We start from the raw sequence: 23,651 nt of genomic DNA on the forward strand, positions 1-23,651 counted from the left end.
GCCTTATAGCGGCCATTGCGCGCGAGCGCAAGCGGCATGTGAACCGTTTGCCGGCCGGTCCGCGTCGAAACGTGGTGCTTTATTTGGGCGCGAGGACCATCATCATCTGCCGGCCTTCGAGCTTGGGCTCGGCCTCGACCTTGGCGATGTCGACGGTGTCTTCCTTGACTTTCTGCAGCAACTGCATGCCGAGCTGCTGGTGGGCCATCTCGCGGCCGCGGAAACGCAGGGTCACCTTGACCTTGTCACCGCTGTCGAAAAAGCGGTTCATCGCCTTCATCTTCACGTCATAGTCGTGCGTGTCGATGTTGGGCCGCATCTTGATTTCCTTGACCTCGACGGTCTTTTGCTTCTTGCGGGCCTCGGCGGCTTTCTTCTGCGTCTGGTATTTGAGTTTTCCGAGATCGAGAACCTTGCACACCGGCGGTGTGGCGTTCGGCGAGATTTCGACGAGATCAAGCCCGGCGTCCTGTGCAATGTTCAGGGCTTCTTCTATGGCAACCTCGCCACGGTTGTTTCCTTCGTCATCGATCAGCTGCACCCGGGCAACCCGGATGTCGTCGTTGGCGCGCGGTCCCGTGTTGGTGGGTGGCGGCGCTCTGAATGGTCTGCGAATGGCCGTAGTCTCCTTGGCTGTTTCGTCACTGGCTACGCAAATCGGCCGTACACGCCAAAGACGCGCCGGCCAAAGCGGCAATGTCACCATCGCCGCCGTCAAGTCAATAGCATGACTTGCCAAAAAAATCACCCGCGATCGGCCTCCGATCATCCCACGGGCGCCTGTTTCGGTTTACGATCGGACCCGCGGACGGTAAATCGGCAGGGGCCGGATCACCGGCAAGCACGGCTGCCAACGGGGATTCGACATGACACAATCGGCAACGCAAATTGAAGTCGGCACGGGGCCTGAGGCCCGCGTCATTGCCGTACGCCACCGCGCCGGACCGCCGGACAGGCCCGGCATCGTCTGGCTCGGCGGCTACCGGTCCGACATGGCTGGCACCAAGGCCGTGGAACTCGACCGCTGGGCGGACGAAAAGCGCCATGCCTGCACGCGCTTCGATTATTCTGGCCACGGCGAATCCGGCGGCGACTTCGAACTGGGGACCATCTCGCGCTGGCTGGAGGAGAGCCTTGCGGTCTTCGATCGCTTCACCGCCGGCCCGCAGCTCCTCGTCGGATCGTCCATGGGCGGGTGGATCGCGATCCGCATGCTGCAGGAATTGAGGAAATCGGGCAAAGCCGAAAGGGTCAGCGGGCTGCTCCTGCTGGCGCCGGCGCCCGATTTCACCAGCGACCTGCACGAGCCGCTGCTGACGGAGGCGCAGAAACGGGACCTGGACACGAAGGGTTACTACGAGGAAGAGACACCTTACGGGCCGGACCCCAACGTCTTCACGCGCGCCCTGTTCGAGGACGGGCGCAACAACCGGGTGATGACGGGCATGATCGAGACCGGCTGCCCGGTCCACATCATACAGGGCATGGAGGATCCGGACGTGCCCTATTCCCACGCGTTGCGGCTGATCGAACACCTGCCGGCCGACGACGTGGTGCTGACGCTGGTGCGCGACGGCGATCACCGGCTTTCGCGGCCGCAGGACATCAGTCTGCTGCTCAACGCCGCCGCCCAGATGCTGCACGACTGACTAAAATGCAACACTTGTCCACCGGTCCGGTAACCATATTTCCAACTCGGCCGGTTTGTTTGTTGACTTGAGTCCCCTCTGACCTGTTAACTGTTTGTTAAGGATAACAAGGGGTGAACAGGGACTGGCCGTCTATGAAGGGCGTGATTTTAAAAGCCATGCTTGCGGGCTGTCTTGTCGCGGTTTCGTCGACGCCGATCGTCATGGCGGCGCAACCGATCGGCACGTCGATGGTCGTTGGGAACATCACTTCCCAGCCGATCGGCCACTATGAATTCTGCAAGCGCAACCGCGAGGAATGCCGCGGAAGCGGCACGCGGACCGCGCCGCCGCGCGTCACCGAATTCGGCTGGACCGTTGTGCACGACGTCAATGAATCGGTGAACTACGCCGTCCTGCCGATGACCGACTACGAGATTCACGGCCGCGAGGAAGTCTGGTCCTATCCCGACGTCGTCGGCGATTGCGAGGACTATGTGCTTCTGAAGCGGGCCATGCTGATGGAGCGCGGCTTTTCCGAGTCCGATCTTCTGATCACCGTTGTGCGCAAGCCCAATGGCGAAGGCCACGCGGTGCTGACCCTGCGCACCGCCGACGGCGATTTCGTACTCGACAATCTCGAGGACGAGGTGAAGGTGTGGACCGAAACGCCTTACACCTATCTCAAGCGCCAGGCATCCTTCCACGCCGGCCGCTGGGTCGATATCGAAAATGGCGACGAACTGATGGTCGGCTCGATCCCGGGCGAATAAAGGACGCCGGACCCGCAGGATATCGGGGTGCCGATGCACCCATTGTTAATGAAAAATCCGCACGATTGTCCCGCAACACTGTTCCGGGCGGGGATAATCATGCGTATTTCAGAATTGCTTGCACAGAAATTTCAACTTGAACTGCAGACCATCCAGTCGACACAAAGCCTGTTCGACGCGGCACATATACTGTGCGCGTACAATATCGGCGCACTGCCGGTCGTCGGTCACGGAGACAAGATTCTCGGCATAATCTCGGAGCGCGACCTGGTGCGCTCCATCGTCAGTTTCCAGGACGGTTATTTCCAGAAATCCGTCGCCGATATCATGACGACCGACGTGATTACCTGTGGTCTCGACGATCCGATGGACGACATCTACGAACTGATGGTGGAGAAGAAGATCCGCCACATGCCGGTGGTCAAGGGTGAAAGGATCCAGGCGATGCTCAGCATCCGGGACTTCGAATTCGCCCACCGGCGGCTGGTCTCGCAGTCGCTGGTCGACGGCCTGACCGGGGTGCCCAACTCGCAGCACCTCACCGACATTCTCGATGCCGAGTTCAACCGGTACCGGCGTTTTCACATGCCGCTTTCGGTGGCCGTCATAAAGGTGGACCGCTATGCCGCGATCAGCGACTCGCGGGGCGACGCGGCCTGCGACAGCCTGCTGCAATGGCTGGCCGAGACGCTGGTGCGGGAAACACGCGCCTATGACAGCATCGGGCGGACCGCGGAAGACCGTTTTGCCATCGTCTTTCCGAACACGGACGCAAAATCGGCGGCCCGCGCCTGCGCGCGGCTGCTGCGGGCAATCCGCAGCGATCCTGCGGCGCAGGACGACAGCGCTGCGTGGAGCAGCGTCAGCATCGGCCTTGCCCAGGCCGACCGCGAGATGCGCGACGGCGAGCGGATCATGATCCTCGCCGATGAGCGGGTCGAGACCGCGGCCAAGGCCGGCGGCAACACGATCGAGGCACCCGACGCAGAAGCCGCCGATTCCGAGGACGGCACCACACACACGACGTTCCGGGCGCGGCACGAGGCGCTGGAAAACCTCTACGGAACCGATTAGGCCGTTCCGATCAGCAGGCCGGCGGCGAACACCAGGGCGCCGCCGAGCACCACCTGGAAAATGGCGCGCGACCAGGGCGTTTCCATGAAACGGTGCTGGATCCAGGAAATCGCCCACAGCTCGACGAACACCAGTGCGATGGCGATCGTCGTCGCCAGCGTGAAATGTGGGATGAGATAGGGCAAGGCGTGGCCGAGGCCTCCGACTGTCGTCATGATGCCGGTGGCAAGACCGCGCTTGATCGGCGCGCCGCGGCCCGAGATGACCCCGTCATCGGACGCAACTTCGGTGAAACCCATCGAAATGCCGGCGCCGATGGACGCGGCCAGGCCGACGAGGAAGGTCTGCCACGTGTCGCCGGTGGCGAAGGCGGCCGCGAAGATCGGCGCGAGCGTCGATACCGAACCGTCCATCAGGCCGGCAAGGCCCGGCTGGATATAGGTCAGGATCATCTGCCGCCGTTCGACACCGGCCTCCTGCTTGCGGACATTCTCGGGCGTGTGCGCCTCGGCAAGGCGGTGCGCCATGGAGCCGTGCTCGCGTTCTTCTTCGGCCAGATCGCCCAGCAGCTTGCGCGTCGCCGCATCCTCTGCCTTGCGGGCCGCCTCGAGATAGAACCGCCAGGCCTGGCGCTCCATGCGCTCTGCCTCGTCGCGGATGTTCTCGACGGACATGCTCTTCGTCAGCCACAAGGGGCGGCGTTCCATATACCCGCGCACATGCTCGCGCCGGATCAACGTGATGCGTTCGCCGAAACGCTTGCGGTAGAGGTCGATCAGCCGGCGGCGGTGGCCGTTCTCTTCCCTGGCCATCTCCTCGAAGATCTCGGCCGATGCCGGGTAGTTGTCGCGCAAGGCGTCGGCATAGGCGAGATAGATGCGGCCGTCGTCTTCCTCCGATGATATGGCGAGCGCCAGGATTTCCTGTTCGCTCAAGGACGAGAAGGAACGGCGTCCGGCTCCGGTGATGCGGCTCAGTATGGTGTTCAACCTTTTTTAGAATTATTCTAATTTAATGGGCTGCACAAAACGGTCAAGGTCCGACGCGCCATATCTGAATTTCATGTGACCGGTGTGCCCTTCCGGCTCAACAAGAGTTGTCGCACCGGCCTTCCAAGGCACTTGATATCGCGCGCATAGCGCCAAATAGTGGGGTCATGGAGAGCGACGCAAAAATCCTGGCGGCCAAGGACACGCTGCTCGACCGGCTCGGCCGGTTCGTTGCCGAGCGGCTAAGCACCGAAACCTCCGGTTACGAGCCCTATACGCCGTCCGATGCCGAAACGCTGGAGCGGACGCTGCAGCCGGGCGATGTGCTGCTGGTCGAGGGAAACCAGAAAATCTCGACCGCCATCAAATACCTGACCCAGTCCACCTGGTCGCACGCCGCGATGTTCGTCGGCGATGCGTGCGGCGATCCGAAAGAGGGGAGCGAACGGCTGCAGCTCGTCGAAGTGGTGCTCGGCGAGGGCTGCATCGCCGTTCCTTTACGCAAATACGCCACCTACAACACCCGCATCTGCCGGCCGGTCGGGCTGACCGGCGACGACCGGCGCGCGGTCGTTGAATACATGATTTCGCGCATCGGCCTGAAATACGACACGAAGAACATCCTCGACATGCTGCGCTATTTCCTGCCGACACCGCCGGTACCGGTGCGCTGGCGGCGGCGCATGCTTTCCTTCGGCTCGGGCGATCCAACGCGGGCGATCTGCTCGTCGCTGCTGGCGCAGGCCTTCCAGTCGGTGCGCTATCCGATCCTGCCTGAGATCCGCCGTCTGCCCGGGCACGTGAGCGCCCAATCGAGCTATTCACAGCGCGAGATCCTGCATATCCGGCATCATTCGCTCTACACGCCGCGCGATTTCGACCTGTCGCCCTATTTCCGTGTCGTCAAGCCGACGCTGGAACACGGCTTCGACTACAAGCAGCTCAACTGGGAACCAGGCGACGGCGAGGAAGCGGTGGCGGAACGGGACCTTGTCGTGCACGAAAGCAAGGCGCCGCCGGCACCCGAAAACGGGTCGTAGCGTTCAGGCGGCCACAACCAGGCCGGCATCACGGGCCGCCGGCAGGCAGGAACGGCTGATCGGAAGAACGGCGCCGTTCTTCATCTCGACAAAGTACCGCTCCTTTTCGCGCTGCGTTCGGGCCACGGCACCGAGCGCCACCCAGTGGGACCGGTGGACCTGAATGCCGGCAACCGGCTCGGTCTCGGAAATCGCGTCAGCCAGGCGCATCAGGATCAGCTTGCTGCCCTTTTCCGTCACCACTTCGACGTAGTGGTCCTGCATGGACAGGTGCGACAGCGATCCGCGCAACTCGATGGGCAGGCGCTTGAGGAGCCTGGGCATCGACGCCGCAGCCGCTAGCGGTTCGTCGCCGATTTCACCCGGATCGTACCAGGCCGCCGCCATGCAGATGCAGAAATTGATCGCCGTGCAATAGGCCAGCGAGACACCGATTTCCTGCCAGTCGTCGATCGTGTCGATCGCGCCCAGCCAGTTGATGAGTTCGACCGCCACCGTGATCGGAACACCGCCGACGACGCCGGCGACCGCGTAGGCCGGCAGAACGCCGAGGTGGCGCGCCGGCGTGTGTTCGGCGATCAGCCGCGCGTCAAGCAGCCCGATCCCGAAAGTGACGTGCGCGACGATCAGCCAGTAAAGGATGCGCGGCACGGGCGGCATCGTGGCATAGGTGCCGAACGGACCGGAAATACCCAGCACCAGGCCGGCGCCCGTGACCGCCACGACAAGCTGCGGCGCCAGGATCAGCCGCCGCCACTCGCGAAGCGTGAATTGCAGGGTCCTGTCGGTCACGAATTTATCCAGCCTTCCGCGAAAAGGTGATTCCGAAGGGAAGTGTAGCCGGGCATGTCGCGATGGCAACCACGGCACGCTTCACACCCGGACCCGGACGATCTCATGCTGGAACCCCTGCTCGCGGCATCCGCCGCCATACAGATACACGTTGTGTCGGCCATCGGCGCCGCGCTGCTCGGCGCGGTCATATTCCTGCGGCCCAAGGGCTCGCCCGCCCACAGGCTTGCCGGCCGCGTCTGGGTCGGTCTGATGGCCATCGCCGCACTTTCCTCCTTCGCAATTTACGAGCTGCGCCTATGGGGGCGCTGGAGCCCGATCCACATTCTGTCGATCCTGACGCTGGCAAGCCTTCTTGCCGCGGTCCTGCTGGCGCGCGCCGGCATGATCCGCAGTCACCGCCTCACCATGGTGTCGACCTATGTGGGCGCGCTTCTGATCGCCGGCGCCTTCAGCTTCGCGCCGGAGCGCATCATGCACAAAGTCCTGATCGTTGCTCTCACGGCCGGCAAAGCGGTCGCCGGCGACTGACCGTGCGGACCACCCCGTCTCGCTCCCGTGCCGGGGGGGCCGCGGAAACGGGTCCAAAAGACGTGCGAAATGGCTTTTCACCGCCCCATGATTTGATCTATAGGGCGTGGCATGACCGCTTCATCCCGTATTCCGCTTTCGCGTATCCGCAATTTCTCGATTGTCGCCCATATCGACCACGGCAAGTCGACCCTTGCCGACCGGCTGATCCAGATGACCGGCGGGCTGGCCGACCGGGAGATGTCGGAGCAACTGCTCGACAGCATGGATATCGAGCGCGAGCGCGGCATTACCATCAAGGCGCAGACCGTGCGCCTGCATTACAAGGCCGAGGACGGCGAGACCTATATCCTCAACCTGATCGACACGCCCGGCCACGTGGACTTCGCCTACGAGGTCTCGCGCAGCCTGTCGGCCTGCGAGGGCTCGCTGCTGGTCGTCGACGCCAGCCAGGGGGTCGAGGCGCAGACGCTCGCCAATGTCTACCAGGCAATCGACAACGACCACGAGATCGTCACGGTGCTCAACAAGGTGGACCTGCCGGCTGCCGACCCGGACCGGGTCAAGGAGCAGATCGAGGAGGTGATCGGGCTCGACGCTTCCGACGCCGTCGAAATCTCGGCAAAGACCGGCCAGGGCATTCCCGACGTGCTTGAGGCCATCGTCCACCGCCTGCCGCCGCCGCGCGAGGGCGATGCGGACGCGCCGCTGAAGGCGCTGCTGGTCGACAGCTGGTACGACGCCTATCTCGGCGTCATCGTTCTGGTGCGGGTCATCGACGGTGTCCTGAAGAAGGGCCAGACGATCCGCATGATGGGGACGGACGCCAAATACCTCATAGACCGGGTCGGGGTGATCACGCCGAAAATGGCCAATGTGGAGGGGCTGGGACCGGGCGAGATCGGCTTCATCACCGCCTCGATCAAGGAGGTGGCCGACACCCGCGTCGGCGACACCATCACCGAGGACAAGCGCCAGACCGCAGCGGCCCTGCCGGGCTTCAAGCCGGCCCAGCCGGTGGTCTTCTGCGGCCTCTTTCCGGTCGATGCGGCCGATTTCGAGGACCTGCGAAGCGCCATGGGCAAGCTGCGGCTCAACGATGCCAGCTTCTCCTTCGAGATGGAGACTTCGGCGGCGCTCGGTTTCGGCTTCCGCTGCGGGTTCCTGGGCCTTCTGCACCTGGAGATCATCCAGGAGCGGCTGGAGCGGGAGTTCGATCTCGACCTCATCGCCACTGCGCCGTCCGTGGTCTACGAGCTGGTGATGACCGACGGTAGCAAACGCGAGCTGCACAATCCCGCCGACATGCCCGATGTGGTCAAGATCGCCGAGATCCACGAGCCGTGGATCCGCGCCACCATCCTGACGCCGGACGAATATCTCGGGCCGATCCTGAAACTGTGCCAGGACCGGCGCGGCATCCAGGTGGAGCTCACCTATGTCGGCACACGGGCGATGCTGACCTACGATTTGCCGCTCAACGAGGTGGTGTTCGATTTCTACGACCGGCTGAAATCGATCTCCAAGGGCTATGCCTCGTTCGACTACCAGATCACCGAGCTGAGGCCGGGCGACCTCGTTAAGATGCAGATCCTGGTCAATGGCGAGCCGGTCGACGCGCTGTCCATGATGGTGCACCGCGCGGCGGCGGAAAAGCGCGGCCGCGAAATGTGCGAGAAACTCAAGGACCTGATCCCGCGCCACATGTTCAAGATCCCGATCCAGGCGGCCATCGGCGGCACGATCATCGCGCGCGAGACCATCTCGGCGCTGCGCAAGGACGTGACGGCGAAATGTTACGGCGGCGACGCGACGCGCAAGCGCAAGCTCCTGGAGAAACAGAAGGCCGGCAAGAAGCGCATGCGCCAGTTCGGCAAGGTGGATATCCCCCAGGAAGCCTTCATCGCGGCGCTGAAGATGAAGGAGGACTAGGGCTGCAGGCCATTTGTTTGCGCTCACGGCCGCACCGCCGCTTTGCGGCTGGCCTGCGCGGGCGCGCCGCATAAGCGGCGACGGCCGGTCGGCCTTGCGAAGCGCGCAGCGCTTCGAACTCTTTTCCCTTAAAACCTCCCAAGGAAACAGAACTCGGTGCACAGCACCGCAAGCGCGACCGCGCGTCGGCCACTTTTGGCCGCCCTCGCGGAGCATAGGGCCGAAGGCCCGCTCATGCGTGAGCGCCAAATAACTCACCAAACGCACGCGACCGCGTGCCGCCGACCGTTCGGCACCCCGTCCGGAGGTTAGCGGCGAAGCCGCGCTCAACCGTGAGGACATGAAAACGAGAAACCCCCGCCATGGAAACCATAGCGGGGGTCCCGGCAAAAGCGCCGGTCAGCCAGTTGCACACATGTTCCAAATATTGCCCGTAGGGAACATGTGAGAGGGGTAGCGCCAATTACTGGCTGGCCAACGCTTCGTATTCGGCTACGGTGAGAACCCCGTCCCCGTTGCTGTCTGCCGCCGCTACAGCGTCGGGTGACACTTCCGGCAGTGCTGCCTTTGCTTCTTCCATCGTGACAGCGCCATTGCCGTCTGCATCGGCGGTGTTGAAATCGACCATCGCGGCCGAGGCGGCCGTCGAGAAGGCCGCAAGACCCATCGCCAAAAGAAGCTTCTTCATCGGTACTCTCCTTGTACTTTACAGAACGGATCAACTTGCTTGGGAGGCGATCCGTCCGCCCGGCCCCGCCGGACGAGAAGGACATTGGTCCCGATTTGTGGTTTCAAAGGGGAGGAAAAATGGCCCGTTCAGGATCATTTCTGGACAAAACTATGGGTAACCGTGATTAATATAACTTGTTGAAATATTTGGGTTACTAACCAAAGTTGAAGGCCTGTGCACACCTGTGTGGACCGCCCGTCTAAACAGCGGAAATAGCTGCACAATTCATCGCGGCCCGCAGGGTGCCCTGTGAATTGACAGGCGCCCCGCCCGGAGGCAGGATTCGCCCATGACGAATCCATCGCCAACCGCCACAACCGACATTGCGGGCAGCGCCGAGGCCGGCGAACAGATCGCCCACGTGCAAACGCCGCTCGGCATCGTCGTCATCATCGCGCGGAACGGCCGGATCGCGCGGCTCTTCTGGGGCCGCGAGACCGAGGATTATCCGCCGACGCAAGAGACAGCGCTGCTGAAGGAGGCGGCGCAGCAGATTGGTGCCTATTTCGACGGCGAACGCACGGCTTTCGATTTGCCGCTGGAGCTTTCATCCAGCCCGTTCGAGCGGCAGGTGCAGGAAAAGATGCTCGCCATTCCCTTTGGCGAGACCCGCACCTATGGCGACATCGCGAAGGAGCTCGACACCTACGGCCAGCCGGTCGGCCAGGCCTGCGGCGCCAATTCGATCCCGATCATCGTGCCCTGCCACCGGGTGCTGTCGGCGACCGGCATGGGCGGCTTTTCAGGCGAAGGCGGCGTCGAGACGAAGATCCGGCTGCTCAAGCACGAAGGCGGCTTTCCCTTCCTGCTCTAGCGCCGCGCGCCGCCTGTGCGACCGTCTGGTTGAAACCCGGACGCGGCTGCCGCAATTGCGTCAAATAAAACATTGACAGGGACCGGCCGCCGCCTTACATCACGCCGGCACGATTTGATTGCCCAGATGGCGGAATTGGTAGACGCGCCAGCTTCAGGTGCTGGTGACCGCATGGTCGTGGAGGTTCGAGTCCTCTTCTGGGCACCATTCCCGATAATCCCGAGATTTCAGGCACAAGCCGGACCGCGTTTGGCGAGCCTGGCCGATGCCGCTCACACGCGGCGATTGCCGGCCTATTCGTGGGACTTGTCGTCGATCGCCTTGACGATCTTTCTGGATGCCTCGAGAACCAGATCGCGGTAGCGGTCCAGTTCACGCGGTGTCAGCCGCGTTGCCAGGCCCGAAATCGAGACACCGGCCACGACATTGCCGATGGGATCGAATATGGGCGCCGCTATACAGCGCATGCTGACAAAGCGCTCTTCATCGTCGAGCGCCCAGCCATTGTCGCGAATGCGCCGCAGCTCGGCGAAAAGCTGTTCCGGACTGGTGATCGTGTGTTCGGTCATGGCCTCAAGGCCGCGCCGGGCAATCAGGTTCTTGACGAATTCGTCGGGCATATGGGCAAGAAGGACTTTTCCGATACCCGAGGCGTGCATCGGGGCGCGTGATCCGGACTTGAAGTGCACGCGCACGGGATTGTTGGCCTCGACCTGGCAGATGAAAACCACTTCGCCGTTGTTTTCTATGGCGAGATTTACGGTCTCCCCGGACCGCTCCATCAGTTCGCGCATGAAGGGGTGCGCGACCTCCACCACATTGATGCGGCTGAGATAGGCATTGCCGACGCTGAACGCCTGTGTTCCGACGAACCAGCCCTGCGCGCTTTCGGAGAATTCGACAAACCCGCGCTTGCGCATGGTCGAAAGCAGGCGAAATGTCGTCGAGACGGGGATTTTCGTGTCCCGGGAAACCTCGCTCAAGGTGGCGCCGCCGCCGCGGGCCAGCCGATCCAGAATGGCCAGACCGCGGTCCAGCGCGACGACGACATCCGAGCCGTCCTCGGATGCCTTGCCCGTCTTTCTGCCGATGTCATCCAACAATTGCTGCCTGGGCATTGTCACAACGCTCTTTTCTACGACTTTAGTTTAACAGTCAGAAATTGCAAAAAAAAATGGAAATTTGAAATCCTTATATTTCAATAAGTTAAGCAAAATCTGCACCGCCAACGCCTATTCGAAACAAAAAAATGGAAAATCGACGATTTTCGATTTAGCATGGGATCATCACCCACAAGGTGAAGCTGCGCACGGTATTGACGCGCGGAATAAGATCAAGGGAGGAAGTACCATGACAACAACTCGTCGTAATTTTTTACGCGGTTCGGCACTCGTGGGCGCTGCCGCGGTTGCCAGTCCGGCCATTGCACAGAGCAAACCGATGACCATGAAGATGCAGGCCGCCTGGGGCGGAGGCATCTTTCTAGAAAACGCCCAGTCCTATGTAAACCGCGTGAATGAAATGTCGGGCGGCGCGCTGACAATCGAACTGCTGCCTGTCAATTCGGTCGTCAAGACAAGCCAGATGCAGGACGCGGTCCACAGGGGCGTCCTCGACGCCGCGCACTATGTGCCCGCGTACTGGTATTCAAAATCGAAAACCGCCTCGCTCTTCGGCACCGGACCCTGCTTCGGCTGGTCGTCACAGGAGGTGCTCGGCTGGGTGAACTACGGCGGCGGGCAGGAACTGTTCGATGAACTCATGGGCACTCTCGGCCTGAACGTCGTTTCGTTCTTCAATTCGCCGATGCCGGCGCAGCCGCTTGGCTGGTTCAAGGAAGAAATTACCGATGCGGGCCAGATGGAAGGCCTGAAATACCGCACCGTCGGCCTTGCCGCCGACGTTCTGCTGGAAATGGGAATGTCGGTTGTCCAGCTTCCTGGCGGTGAAATCCAGCCGGCCATGAAATCCGGGCTCATCGACGCCGCCGAATTCAACAACCCGACATCCGACCGCGATTTCGGCATGCAGGACGTTTCCAAGCACTACCACCTGGCCTCATTCCATCAGTCACAGGAGTTCTTCGAGGTCACCTTCAACAAGCAGAAATATGAGGCCCTGCCCGCCGAATTGAAGGCCATCCTGAAATATGCCTCGGAAGCCGAGAACTCCAATTTCTACTGGCACAACACCAAGCGTTACGCGGACGACCTTGTAAAGCTGTCGGATGAGCAGGGTGTCAACGTGTACCGCACACCCGACAGCGTAATGGCCAAGCAGCTTGAAGCCTGGGATGTGGTTATCGGCCGTATTTCCGCCGAGGACCCGTTCTTTGCCAAGGTCGTCGAAAGCCAGAAGGCCTACGCGAAGGATGTGATGAACTATCTCAATCTGAACCAGCCGGACTACAAGCTGGCCTACAAGCACTATTTCGGCTGATAATCGCCGCAAAACCGAAGACTTGCCGGGAGCCAACGACTTGGCCCCCGGCAAATGATTGAGAGAACGCGCTTGGTTAACATCATCCATACGATCGAGGGTTTCAGCCAATGGGTGGGCCGCGCCTTCGGCTGGTGCATCCTGATCCTGACGCTGAGTGTCAGTTACGAGGTCTTTGTCCGGTACGTCCTCAACGCGCCCACGGTCTGGGCCTTCGACATGATGGTGCAGATGTACGGCGCCCTGTTCCTGATGGCCGGACCCTATGCGCTCGCGCAGGACAGCCATGTGCGCGGCGACGTCATTTATCGCCTGTTTCCGGTGCGCTGGCAGGCACGCATCGACCTTGTCCTCTACATCATTTTCTTCTTTCCGGGCATGCTCGCGCTGTTCTGGTACGGGTGGGAAATCGCATCGGACAGCTGGCGCTACCAGGAAGTCAGCTGGAACAGCCCGGCGCGCATCCAGATTTACTTTTTCAAGACGCTGATTCCCCTGGCCGGGGCGCTGCTCATGCTGCAGGGCATTGCCGAGATCATGCGGTGCTGGCTGGCCATGCGCTCGGGCCAGTGGCTGGAGCGGCTCGACGATGTGCGCGAAACCGAAGACATGCTGATGCATACACAGGATGGGGCTGCGCTGCTGGACGACGATCCGGAGCGCCGCAGCTGATGGTGGCACGGACAACAACAAGAGTGGCTTCATGACCGACCCGCAAGTTGCAATCCTCATGCTGTGCCTGTTCATATTCCTGGTGCTGCTGGGTTTTCCGATTGCGTTCACGCTGATCGCAATGGGCGTCGCCTTCGGCTACTACGCCTATTACAGCCAGGCCCCCGAAAGCATCGGCGACCTGTTTCAAAACAACATCTTTTACCTTCTGAACCAGAACACCTATTCGGTGATGGAAAACGACACGCTGGTCGCTATCCCGCTGTTTTTGTTCATGGGTTATGTTGTCGAGCGGGCCAATATCGTCGACCGGCTGTTCTTTTCGCTCTACCAGGCCGCACGGCATCTTCCCGGCTCGCTGGCGATTGCCGCGCTGGTGACCTGTGCGGTGTTTTCCACCGCCTCGGGCATTGTCGGCGCGGTGGTCACCCTGATGGGTCTTTTGGCCTACCCGGCGATGGCCAAGGCGGGTTACAACAAGAGTTTCGCGGCGGGCGTGATCTGCTCCGGCGGAACCCTTGGCATTCTGATCCCTCCGTCTATCATGCTTATCGTCTATGCGGCGATTGCCGAGCTGTCGCCCTTGCGGCTTTACGCTGCGGCGGTATTTCCCGGCCTGCTGCTCGCCGGGCTCTACATTGTCTACGTGATCACCCGGGTGGGTCTCAATCCGTCCCTGGCACCCAAGCCCAGGGACGAGGACATTCCGCCGCCGCTGGAGATCTACAAGAATCTCATCATCTCCTTTGTGCCGCTGACGGTGCTGATCATGCTGGTGCTGGGCTCCATCCTGGGCGGGCTGGCGACGCCGGCCGAGGCAGCGGCCATGGGCGCACTGGGCGGGCTCGTGCTGGCTTTCCTCTATCGGTCGTTGACCTGGAAAAAGGTGAAGGAAAGCGTCTTCCTGACCGCCAAGGCCACGGCGATGGTGTGCTGGCTGTTTGTCGGCTCGTGGACCTTTGCGAGCGTATTTTCCTATCTGGGCGGGCACGACATCATCAAGGACTGGGTGGTCGCCATGAACCTGGCGCCGTGGCAGTTCCTGATCCTGGCGCAGCTGATCATCTTCCTGCTCGGCTGGCCGCTTGAATGGTCCGAAATCCTGATCATTTTCGTACCGATCTTCCTGCCGATGCTCGAGACGTTCGGCGTCAATCCCTATTTCTTCGCCATGCTGGTGGCGCTGAACCTGCAGACGTCGTTCCTGACTCCGCCCATGGCGATGTCGGCCTACTATTTAAAGGGCGTCTTGAAACACCGAATAGAACTGATGCAGATCTTCTCGGGCCTGATGCCCTATCTCGGCATCGTGATCCTGTGCATGGTGCTGATGTACCAGTTCCCCGAGATCGCGCTCTGGTTCCCAGATTACCTCTTCGGCGAATATATTCCGTGATGTCCGAGACGCTTCCGAACCTGACGGCGCTGGATGCCGTGAGCGAAATGAGGGCCGGCAGGCTTTCATCCGAAGCGCTGGTCACCGCATGCCTTGAAAGGATTGCGCAGACCGATGCGCAGATCCGGGCCTGGGCGCATGTCGATCCCGACCTGGCGCTGGAGCAGGCGCGGGAAGCGGACCGCATCCGGAAATCCGGCCGCGCCACCGGCGCGCTGCACGGCGTTCCCGTCGGCCTCAAGGACATCGTCGACACACGCGACATGCCGACCGAGCTCGGAACGCCGATCTGTGCCGGACGCCGGCCCGAAACGGACGCTGCGATCGTCAACCGGCTGCGCGAGGCCGGTGCGGTGATCCTCGGCAAGACCAAAACCACCGAATTTGCCTTCGCGCACCCGACGGACACGGCCAATCCGCATGACGCCGCGCGGACGCCCGGCGGATCGTCAAGCGGATCGGCGGCGGCCGTCGCCGCCGGGCATGTGCCGATTGCCATGGGAACGCAAACCAACGGATCGGTCATTCGCCCGGCTTCATTCTGCGGCGTGTACGGGTTCAAACCGACGCGGGGCGTGATCTCGCGAACGGGTATCCTGCGGACTTCCGTGACGCTGGATCAGGTCGGCACCTTCGGCCGCAGCCTCGAAGACGTTGCGGTGCTTGCAAACGTGCTCGGCGGATTTGATCCGGACGATCCCGAAAGTTTTGCCCGCCCGCGGCCGGACATGCTGGGCGGCGCCCGCAGCGAGCCTCCGGTCGAGCCGGTCTTCGCCTGGTTCGACCTGCCGCATCACGACCGGCTGGACAGCGATGCCGCGGAGGGGCTGGAGAGCGTGATTGACGCCCTCGGCGGCCAGGTGGAACGGTTTGGTGCCGCCCCGCAGCTGGCGGCACTTGTCGATGTCCACGCCAAGATCCACGAGTATGAATTCTGCCAGCACCTGGCGGAGATCATCGATGAGCATCGCGCACGTTTGAGTCCGACCCTGGAGCCCATCGTGGCGCGCGGCCTGGCGATCAGCCGGGCCGAATATGAGGACGCGCTGGCGGTGAAACAATCGGCCGAAACGTTCTTTTCCGGCCATTTCAACGATTTCGACGCCATACTGGCGCCGGCCGCGACCGGCGAGGCGCCGGCGCTCGCATCGGGGGGCACCGGCGATCCGGTGTTCTGCACGATCTGGACGCTTGCAGGCCTGCCGGCGGTCACCCTGCCGATCCTTGTCGGCGAGACCGGCCTGCCGATCGGGGTCCAGCTTGTCGGCGGGCCGGAAGAAGACGACCGCCTGCTGCGCACCGCATCCTGGTTTCAAACGGAACTTGCCCGGCAATCTGAAGGAGGAGCCCTGTGACCCGCCTGGCCACCATAATCGTCGCAGCGATCGGAACCGCGCTGATGGCGGTTTTCGTGATTGGTCTGTCGCATTCCATTTCAACCGGATTCGCGGGCTTCTGGGGTGGCCTTCCGTTCATGGTCATCGTCATTTTCGTCATCGCGCTGGCGATCTACGATTTCTGGGAAGAAGCCGTCAAAAAGGACAAATGAATGGCCCGCCCCCGCCTGTGGTTTCCGCGCCGCCTGAGCAACGCCGCACTTGAACGCGCACAGCGTGACTATGAATGCGTCATCAACTGGGATGATACGGAAAGCAGCGCCGAAGAAATCATCGCCATGAGCGCCTCGGTGGACGGGATCGTGCCGTGCCATTCCGAATTTTTCACGGCCGATGTCGCCGAGAAACTGGACAGTCGCCTCAAGATCATCGCCAACCATTCGGTCGGCGTCGATCACTGCGATCTTCCCGCCCTCAAGGCTCGCGGCATCGTTGTCACCAACACGCCTGATGTGCTTTCCGATGCCACAGCGGAGATCGCAATGCTGTTGATGCTCGGCGCGGCACGGCGGGCCATCGAAGGTGACCAGATGGTCCGCGGCGGCGCGTGGGACTTCTGGTCGCCGTCCTTCATGGTTGGCAAGCAGGTGACCGGCGCAAGGCTCGGCATCATCGGCATGGGGCGCGTTGGCCGGGTCCTGGCCGAAAGGGCGCGCGGTTTCCAAATGGAAATCCACTATTGCAACCGCAAACGCCTCGGCCCGGAAGAGGAAAAGGGCGCGCAATTCCACGACAGTCCGGAAAGCCTTTTGCCGGTGGCCGATTTCCTGTCGCTGCACTGCCCGGCAACGCCGCAGACCACGGGGCTGATGAACAGCACCCGCCTGTCTCTGCTGCCGAAGGGCGCAGTCGTCGTGAACACGGCACGCGGCGCGCTTATCGACGAATCTGCCCTGAAGGCCGCGATCGAAAGCGGTCATGTCGCTGCTGCCGGCCTCGACTGTTTTTTGTCGGAACCCGGCGGAAATCCGGATTTTGCCGGCTTGCCGCAAGTGTTCATGTTGCCGCATATCGGCAGCGCGACGGTGGAAACACGCGATGCGATGGGCTTTCGCGCGCTCGACAATGTCGACGCTTTTTTTTCAGGCAGGACGCCGAAAGATCTCTTGTGACGCCTGGCAACGCTGGCGGACCAGCCGGTATCCGCATCGGCCGGCGCGTCAGGCCAGGCACCGCCGGCGGATCACCTCCTGCCGAAGAAGCCGGAAATTCTTCCCAGAACCGTGTCGGTATCGGAAGGCCTGTATGGCGGGCGCAGCGCGTATTTGCTGTTACGCTCTGACTCAACATAGTCCACAAGCCCGCCGTCCAGCACTTTCCTGACCTCCCGCTCGTCGGTTCGCCGCGCGTGCGTTTTCGCACCGTTGCGCTTGTTGACCGCATCGGCGATCCCTAACGGCGTGCATTCGTCCGCATCGAGATCAAACAGACAGGCCAGCACATTGTGCTCAAGATCGCCGGAGAGACCGGCGTAGCGTTCGTGCTGGTCGCGGCGCACGAGATCGGCTGTCAGCGTTTTCCTGATCCAGCGCAGTACGGCGCCGCGCTTGATCCGCCAGGCGACCCGCGCGATCCAGGGCAGATACCAATTGTCGAACTCGGTCGCTGCTATCGCCTTTACCAGCGCGTTGCTGCGCCGCTTCACCGCATCGATGAATTCATCGATTTCCGCGTCGCCGACCCGCGGCCACTGCGGCCGCGTCACCTCGATATCGGCCGAGGCGAAGAGCGGAACGAGCACGCGGTAGGCTGTGCCACCCTTGTCCTTGATCGTGTATTTCGGATCGCATCCTGCCGGCCAGCTCTTGGTGATATCGTTGCCAGCAGCAACGCGGAAATGCCTACGCAGGAAGTGCTGGCAATTGCGTCGGCCGAGCTGGTAGTCGTGCTCCGGAAACCGGCTGCTGAGGAACCCGCCGAAGGCGCCAAGGACACCGGTGGCCAGAGGGTCGGCCGCCGCCCGTTCGTCGTCACCCTGCCCGATCTGACGGGATGGCGCGATCAAAAAGCGGCTGAACACCAGCTTGTCGTTGCCCGACCGGGCGAGATCGATCGCCTTGACCCGCGCCTGGTTCTTCAGGGTGGGGAACAGGGACGTGACGACCGCTTTCAGGCAGATCTGCGCCAGCCTCTCGTCATCGGAGAGATCGGGAATGAACTCCGTCGACTGCGGGAACGGATCGACGAGCAGAACGGCCCTGTCCGCCAACACGGCATCGGGTTCGTTGCGCTTGTGCAGGGGTTTTTTCTTGATCGTCCAGCGGGCGATCTCGAACGGCTCGTTGTTGATCACGCCGCCGTCGACGCCGGCATAATGAACGTCATAGGAGCGCTCGCCGGCATTGTTCTTCGGCCAGACCGGCCGGATCGAACCGATACCCTCCTTCGAAGCATAGGGCCATGCCCTGTCATCATAGTCGCTGGTGTGGGAATTTATCTGCTGCGCCGGCAGACCGATCGGGAAGGCCGCCGTCGCCAGGGCCGATTCGACAAACTGGTGGGGCCTGCCCTTGTCCGCGCCGTCCGGCTTTTCGCCATAGGAGGCCTTCAGCATGTCTGCGTCCATGGGCGTTCCGGAATCGCCATATTCCCGCAGCCACGCGCTTTCGAACTTGCCGCTGCCGACCTTGCTGAACCGGTAGTGCACACGGTCGGCGTGTAGCGCCATGACATGGGCGGCGGTGTCCGCCTTGTCGGAGGCGGTAAACCGGATTCCGTAGGGCACGCCGCGCAGATTCGTCACGGTCATGAAAATATGCAGGTTTTCAGCAAGATAGGGCCGCGGCGCGGCGCCGGTCTCGGTCTTCCCGATGATCCTTTCCGCGGTATTGCGCAGCACCGAGCCGTCGAGCAGCGAGGCGACCCGGCCGCCGTCCTGAAGATCGGAAGTCCCAAGCAGCGTTCCTTCACGACCGGCGGTAAAGGAGACGCTTTCCACCCAGGTCTCGAAGAGCGCCGGCACAACACAGCGCGTGCCGGGCGCCTCTTGCGGCGTGGGAAGACGGGTCGGCGCGGCCAGCGCGAATGTTCCGAGCGCGGCGGTCGCGCCGCCGGCGGACGCACCGGATATCACCGGAATGAGGATCCGGTGATTGGGAACCCTGCGCTCGTTCTCGGGCAAGGCCGCATCCGAGGCCCGCGCCTTTTCCCATTCCTCGAGCGCCTGCACCAGGAAATCGAAGACACCGGCGCTGTAGGCTCCTGCAGAGACCGCGCCCGCCATGGTAAGACCCAATGTGAAGACCGGCTCGTCCGACATCGCCACCCCCAATTTAAGATCGCCAACAGGCTCAACCGGCAGTTTATCCCTTTGCACCACCGGGCACTGTGACAATTATCACCGTCAATCGCGGGGTGCGGGCGCGATACGGGCCGTAGTGCCGACCGGGGGGCCCGTCGGGATGAACGTGGACGTGAAAACGCACGCCGTCCTGTTCGGCATTTCCTACAAATTCGGGCCCTGACGGGGTCGCAGGCGCTGGTCCGCGCGCCCACCCGGGACACCGGCAGCGACACACATTGTCGCTTGCAGACAAGCATCGCACCAAGTCGCCACCAGCGGCTTCACAAACACCCTCACCTATTCACAAGTCGTGTGATTTAGGTTGACTTATTCCTGCGCCAATTGCGAACATCCCCTCAATAAACATTGGCCTTGCGCCCGGCGCGAGGCCTAATAAGGAGGGGAATATGGGTGGCGTATTGCCGTTGATCGGCAAACGGTTGTTGCTTGGTCTGGTGACCCTGCTTGTCGTTTCCATAATCATTTTCGGGGCGGTGGAACTGCTTCCGGGCGACATCGCCCAGCAGATCCTCGGCCAGTCCGCGACGGAGGAGACCGTCGCTGCACTGCGCGAGGAACTGGGCCTCAACCGGCCGGCCTATGTGCGCTATTTCGAGTGGCTGGGCAGCGCCGTTCAGGGTGACTTCGGCACCTCGCTCGCCAACCAGCGATCCGTCGCCGAGCAACTCGGTCCGCGTTTCGCCAACACGCTGTTCCTCGCGGGGCTTGCGGCACTCATATCGGTGCCGCTGGCCATCGGCCTCGGCGTGCTGGCCGCGCTTTACCGCAACTCGGTCTTCGACCGTGTCGCCAATGCCGTCAGCCTGGTGTCGATCTCGTCACCGGAATTCTTCCTCGGCTACATCCTCATCGTCTTCTTCGCCGTGCAGAACCAGATCTTTCCGGCGATCTCCAACGTCACGCCCGACATGGAGATGGGCGAGCGGCTGTACCGCACGCTGCTGCCGGCCATCACCATGGCGCTCGTCGTCACCGCCTACATGATGCGCATGACGCGCGCGGCCATCATCAACCTTTTGGCCTCGCCCTATATCGAGATGGCGCGCCTGAAAGGCGTTCCGAATTCCAAGGTCATCACCCGGCACGCGCTGCCGAACGCACTGGCGCCGATCATCAATGTGGTGGCGCTCAACCTGGCCTACCTGATCACGGGCGTCGTCCTGGTCGAGGTTGTGTTCGTCTATCCCGGCGTCGGCCAGCTGCTGGTCGACAGCGTGACCAAGCGTGATTTTCCGGTCGTACAGGCCTGCTGCCTGATCTTCGCCGCAACGTTCATCCTGTTCAATCTGATCGCGGATGTCGGCGCTATCCTGTCCAACCCGCGCTTGCGCCACCCGAAGTGAGGATCGGATAAATGCTTACATTCGTCATCATCTACTACGCGTTTCTGATCCTCGCCTGCTGTGTCGCAGCCTACTACAAGTACCGCACGGCGCTGCTGCTGCTGTTCACGCTGCTGTGCGTGTCACTGATCTCGGGCCTGCTGTTCGGTGCCGAGGTCCTGGTCAACATCACCATATGCGTGGCGCTGCTCGCCGCGGCGGCCGGACTTTCCTACAGTTTCCGGGAATCGCTGATCCAGGTGCTGCCGCCCGAGGGCGCGAAGCTCATGCGCACGGCGCCGCTGACGGCGTCCTTCGGACTGCTGGTGATCATCGCCTATGTCATCGCCGCGGTCTTCGCGCCGCTCATTGCCCCCTTCGGCGAGGCGGAAGTCGTCGGCGGTTCCTTCGCGCCGCCGGACGACGTGATGCTGCTCGGCGGGGACCAGCTCGGACGCGACCTCTTCAGCCGGCTGATCTACGGCGCGCGCAACACGGTCGGCATCGCGCTGATGACCACGGCAATCGCCTTTATCGTCGGCACGCTCGCCGGTCTCGTCGCCGCGCAGATGGGCGGCTGGGTCGACCAGGTGCTCGGCCGTATCGTCGACACGCTGATGGCCATCCCGCAGCTCATTTTCGCGCTGCTGCTTTTGACCATCGTCGGCACCAGCGTGCTCAACCTGACGCTGGTCATCGCCCTGCTCTATTCGCCGCTGATCTTCCGGCTCGCCCGGGCCGTCGCCGGCAATATCGTGGTGATGGACTATATCGAGGCGGCACGGCTGCGCGGTGAATCCACCTGGTACCTGATCACCAAGGAAGTGCTGCCGAACATCACGGCGCCGCTCGCCGCCGAGTTCGGCCTGCGGTTCTGCTTCGTCTTTCTCGCCATCTCGGCCCTGTCGTTCCTGGGGCTCGGCATCCAGCCGCCGACCGCGGACTGGGGATCGATGGTGCGCGAGAACGCGACGCTGATCTCGTTCGGCGAAGTCACGCCGCTGATCCCGGCCGCCGCGATCGCGCTGCTGACCGTGGCGGTCAACTTCGTGGTGGACTGGATGCTGCACATTTCCTCCGGCTTGAAGGAGTAGACCATGAGCGATCAAGAAAAGAAGAGCGTCCTGCTCGAAATCAAGGACCTCAAGATCGAGGGCTACTCGGACGAGAAGTGGATCGAGATCGTTCACGGCATCGACCTCACGCTGCATCGCGGCGAGGTGATGGGCCTGATCGGCGAATCGGGCGCCGGCAAATCGACAATCGGCCTTGCGGCCATGGGCTTTACCCGCGACGGCTGCCGGATTTCCAACGGCACGGTGCTGTTCGACGGCATGGACCTGACAACGGCGACGCGGGCCGAACGCAGGGCGCTGCGCGGCTCGCGCATCGCCTATGTGGCGCAATCCGCGGCGGCGTCGTTCAACCCGGCGCACAAGCTGATCGACCAGCACACGGAATCGGCGCTGCTGCACAAGGTCAACACCAAGTCGGAGAGCGAAGAGGACGCCATCGAGCTGTACCGGCGGCTGCGGCTGCCGAACCCGGAGGAGATCGGCTTCCGCTATCCCCACCAGGTGTCCGGCGGACAGTTGCAAAGGGCCATGACGGCCATGGCAATGAGCTGCCGACCCGATCTCATCATCTTCGACGAGCCGACCACGGCGCTCGACGTGACCACCCAGATCGAGGTGCTGGCGGCGGTGCGCGATATCGTCGACCAGTTCAATACGGCGGCGCTGTACATTACCCACGACCTCGCCGTCGTCGCCCAGATGGCCGACCGCATCAAGGTGCTCCTGAAGGGCGATGAAGTGGAGGAGGCCGAGACACGCAAGATGCTGGCCGACCCGGAAGAGGACTACACCAAGTCGCTCTGGGCGGTGCGCAGCTTCAAGCGCGAGCAGAAGCCGCCGCCGGCGGCGAACGAGACCCCGCTGATTTCGGTCAAGAATGTCTCGGCCGCCTATGGGCCGGTCAAGGTTCTCGATGGCGTTTCATTCGACATCTACCGGGGCCAGACCGTCGCGGTGGTCGGCGAATCGGGATCCGGCAAGTCGACCACGGCCCGCTGCATCACCGGGCTGTTGCCGCCGAGCGAGGGGGAGATCCTCTATGATGGCAGCCCCATGCCGCCGCGCTACCAGGACCGCTCGAAGGACCAGTTGCGCCAGGCGCAGATGATCTACCAGATGGCCGATACGGCGCTTAATCCCAAAAAGACCATCGGCGAGATTATCGGACGGCCGCTGCAGTTCTATGGCGGCCTTCGCGGGGCCGACCTGAAGAAGCGGGTCGACCAGCTGCTCGACCAGATCGAGCTCGAACCGTCGCTCTACTATCATCGCCTGCCTTCGGAACTGTCGGGCGGCCAGAAACAGCGTGTCGGCATCGCCCGGTCGCTGGCGGCGGAACCGAGCTTCATCATCTGCGACGAGGTCACCAGCGCGCTCGATCAGCTGGTGGCCGAGGGCATTTTGCGGCTGCTCGACCGGCTGCAGAAGGAGTTGAACCTCGCCTACATGTTCATCACGCACGACCTTGCCACCGTCCGCTCCATCGCCGACGTCGTCGTGGTGATGAAGGAGGGCAAGGTCGTCGAAATGGGCCCGAAGGACGAGATGTTCAAGCCGCCGCACCACGAGTACACCGACCTGCTGCTGTCGTCGGTTCCGGAGATGGACCCGGACTGGCTGACCAATCTCCTGGAAAGCCGCGGCGTCGACAATATCGGCGAGGCGGCGCATCAAAAGAAAGCCTGACGACCGGCGGGCCGTCAGGCTCATCTTTGGCGGATTGTAAAAAGCCCCGGATCACA

22 protein-coding genes and 1 tRNA gene are annotated in these 23,651 nt (G+C 62.4%); 17 read left to right on the forward strand and 6 right to left on the reverse strand.

Annotated elements, in window-relative coordinates; all coding sequences use genetic code 11:
• Positions 1–79: 79 nt before the first annotated feature.
• Positions 80–616 (reverse strand): translation initiation factor IF-3, encoded by a 537-nt coding sequence (gene infC / locus E4M07_RS08460; RefSeq protein WP_206057226.1) that lies wholly within the window; start codon positions 614–616, stop codon positions 80–82.
• A 250-nt stretch (positions 617–866) separates the two neighbouring features.
• Between infC and E4M07_RS08465 the strand changes: the two genes are divergently transcribed.
• The 3 genes from E4M07_RS08465 (at position 867) to E4M07_RS08475 (ending at position 3,475) form a co-directional block, all read left to right on the forward strand.
• The gene (locus E4M07_RS08465) at positions 867–1,649 is read left to right on the forward strand and encodes an alpha/beta hydrolase (RefSeq protein WP_136657873.1); all 783 of its coding nucleotides are present in this window, start codon (positions 867–869) and stop codon (positions 1,647–1,649) included.
• A gap of 203 nt (positions 1,650–1,852) precedes the next feature.
• Entirely contained in the window at positions 1,853–2,401 is a 549-nt protein-coding gene (locus E4M07_RS08470) for a transglutaminase-like cysteine peptidase (RefSeq protein WP_246660428.1), read from the forward strand.
• Positions 2,402–2,500: 99 nt separating this feature from the next.
• Positions 2,501–3,475 (forward strand): diguanylate cyclase, encoded by a 975-nt coding sequence (locus tag E4M07_RS08475; protein ID WP_169054137.1) that lies wholly within the window; start codon positions 2,501–2,503, stop codon positions 3,473–3,475.
• On the opposite strand, the gene mbfA is transcribed toward E4M07_RS08475, so the two are convergent.
• Positions 3,472–4,455: an iron exporter MbfA gene (gene mbfA / locus E4M07_RS08480; RefSeq protein WP_136658473.1), complete on the reverse strand. Its 984-nt coding sequence runs from the start codon at positions 4,453–4,455 to the stop codon at positions 3,472–3,474. The genes E4M07_RS08475 and mbfA overlap by 4 nt on opposite strands.
• A 176-nt stretch (positions 4,456–4,631) precedes the next feature.
• On the opposite strand from mbfA, the gene E4M07_RS08485 reads away from it, so the two are divergent.
• Entirely contained in the window at positions 4,632–5,504 is an 873-nt protein-coding gene (locus tag E4M07_RS08485; protein ID WP_136657875.1) for a YiiX/YebB-like N1pC/P60 family cysteine hydrolase, read from the forward strand.
• A 3-nt stretch (positions 5,505–5,507) separates the two neighbouring features.
• Here the strand turns inward: E4M07_RS08485 and E4M07_RS08490 are convergent, their stop codons facing one another.
• Entirely contained in the window at positions 5,508–6,296 is a 789-nt protein-coding gene (locus E4M07_RS08490) for a LytTR family DNA-binding domain-containing protein (RefSeq protein WP_136657876.1), read from the reverse strand.
• A 105-nt stretch (positions 6,297–6,401) separates the two neighbouring features.
• Here E4M07_RS08490 and E4M07_RS08495 point away from each other — a divergent pair, with 105 nt between their 5' ends.
• Together E4M07_RS08495 and lepA are read left to right on the forward strand one after the other, a co-directional pair.
• Complete coding sequence (locus E4M07_RS08495) at positions 6,402–6,827, forward strand: DUF2306 domain-containing protein (protein WP_206057204.1); 426 nt, start codon at positions 6,402–6,404, stop codon at positions 6,825–6,827.
• A gap of 99 nt (positions 6,828–6,926) precedes the next feature.
• Positions 6,927–8,759, forward strand: coding sequence for a translation elongation factor 4 (lepA, locus tag E4M07_RS08500; protein WP_169054176.1), 1,833 nt, complete (start codon positions 6,927–6,929; stop codon positions 8,757–8,759).
• Between the two features lie 463 nt (positions 8,760–9,222).
• On the opposite strand, the gene E4M07_RS08505 is transcribed toward lepA, so the two are convergent.
• On the reverse strand, positions 9,223–9,447 hold the full coding sequence (locus E4M07_RS08505) for an EF-hand domain-containing protein (RefSeq protein WP_136658474.1): 225 nt from the start codon (positions 9,445–9,447) through the stop codon (positions 9,223–9,225).
• Between the two features lie 331 nt (positions 9,448–9,778).
• Between E4M07_RS08505 and E4M07_RS08510 the strand changes: the two genes are divergently transcribed.
• Both E4M07_RS08510 and E4M07_RS08515 read left to right on the forward strand, forming a co-directional pair.
• Complete coding sequence (locus E4M07_RS08510) at positions 9,779–10,303, forward strand: methylated-DNA--[protein]-cysteine S-methyltransferase (RefSeq protein ID WP_136657879.1); 525 nt, start codon at positions 9,779–9,781, stop codon at positions 10,301–10,303.
• A 120-nt stretch (positions 10,304–10,423) separates the two neighbouring features.
• Positions 10,424–10,510, forward strand: a tRNA-Leu gene (locus E4M07_RS08515).
• 86 nt (positions 10,511–10,596) lie between these two features.
• Here the strand turns inward: E4M07_RS08515 and E4M07_RS08520 are convergent.
• Entirely contained in the window at positions 10,597–11,403 is an 807-nt protein-coding gene (locus E4M07_RS08520) for an IclR family transcriptional regulator (RefSeq protein ID WP_169054138.1), read from the reverse strand.
• 250 nt (positions 11,404–11,653) lie between these two features.
• Here E4M07_RS08520 and E4M07_RS08525 point away from each other — a divergent pair, with 250 nt between their 5' ends.
• The 6 genes from E4M07_RS08525 (at position 11,654) to E4M07_RS08550 (ending at position 17,319) form a co-directional block, all read left to right on the forward strand.
• On the forward strand, positions 11,654–12,742 hold the full coding sequence (locus E4M07_RS08525) for a TRAP transporter substrate-binding protein (protein WP_136657881.1): 1,089 nt from the start codon (positions 11,654–11,656) through the stop codon (positions 12,740–12,742).
• A 72-nt stretch (positions 12,743–12,814) separates the two neighbouring features.
• On the forward strand, positions 12,815–13,414 hold the full coding sequence (locus tag E4M07_RS08530; RefSeq protein WP_136657882.1) for a TRAP transporter small permease subunit: 600 nt from the start codon (positions 12,815–12,817) through the stop codon (positions 13,412–13,414).
• 31 nt (positions 13,415–13,445) lie between these two features.
• Complete coding sequence (locus tag E4M07_RS08535; RefSeq protein WP_136657883.1) at positions 13,446–14,810, forward strand: TRAP transporter large permease subunit; 1,365 nt, start codon at positions 13,446–13,448, stop codon at positions 14,808–14,810.
• The gene (locus tag E4M07_RS08540) at positions 14,810–16,165 is read left to right on the forward strand and encodes an amidase (RefSeq protein ID WP_136657884.1); all 1,356 of its coding nucleotides are present in this window, start codon (positions 14,810–14,812) and stop codon (positions 16,163–16,165) included. The genes E4M07_RS08535 and E4M07_RS08540 overlap by 1 nt, the downstream gene beginning before the upstream one ends.
• Positions 16,162–16,359, forward strand: coding sequence for a hypothetical protein (locus tag E4M07_RS08545; protein WP_136657885.1), 198 nt, complete (start codon positions 16,162–16,164; stop codon positions 16,357–16,359). The genes E4M07_RS08540 and E4M07_RS08545 overlap by 4 nt, the downstream gene beginning before the upstream one ends.
• The gene (locus tag E4M07_RS08550) at positions 16,360–17,319 is read left to right on the forward strand and encodes a D-glycerate dehydrogenase (RefSeq protein ID WP_136657886.1); all 960 of its coding nucleotides are present in this window, start codon (positions 16,360–16,362) and stop codon (positions 17,317–17,319) included.
• Positions 17,320–17,390: 71 nt separating this feature from the next.
• Here E4M07_RS08550 and E4M07_RS08555 read toward each other — a convergent pair whose 3' ends face one another.
• Complete coding sequence (locus E4M07_RS08555; protein WP_136657887.1) at positions 17,391–19,466, reverse strand: patatin-like phospholipase family protein; 2,076 nt, start codon at positions 19,464–19,466, stop codon at positions 17,391–17,393.
• A gap of 431 nt (positions 19,467–19,897) precedes the next feature.
• Between E4M07_RS08555 and E4M07_RS08560 the strand changes: the two genes are divergently transcribed.
• Genes E4M07_RS08560 through E4M07_RS08570 form a run of 3 tightly spaced genes read left to right on the forward strand, consistent with a single transcriptional unit; the run spans position 19,898 to position 23,595 of the window.
• The gene (locus E4M07_RS08560; protein WP_136657888.1) at positions 19,898–20,854 is read left to right on the forward strand and encodes an ABC transporter permease; all 957 of its coding nucleotides are present in this window, start codon (positions 19,898–19,900) and stop codon (positions 20,852–20,854) included.
• An 11-nt stretch (positions 20,855–20,865) separates the two neighbouring features.
• Entirely contained in the window at positions 20,866–21,927 is a 1,062-nt protein-coding gene (locus E4M07_RS08565; RefSeq protein WP_136657889.1) for an ABC transporter permease, read from the forward strand.
• Positions 21,928–21,930: 3 nt separating this feature from the next.
• Positions 21,931–23,595 (forward strand): ABC transporter ATP-binding protein, encoded by a 1,665-nt coding sequence (locus E4M07_RS08570; RefSeq protein ID WP_136657890.1) that lies wholly within the window; start codon positions 21,931–21,933, stop codon positions 23,593–23,595.
• Positions 23,596–23,651: the final 56 nt, after the last annotated feature.

The sequence above is a fragment of the Nitratireductor sp. XY-223 genome, assembly GCF_004959855.1.
Classification (GTDB): Bacteria; Pseudomonadota; Alphaproteobacteria; order Rhizobiales; family Rhizobiaceae; genus Hoeflea_A.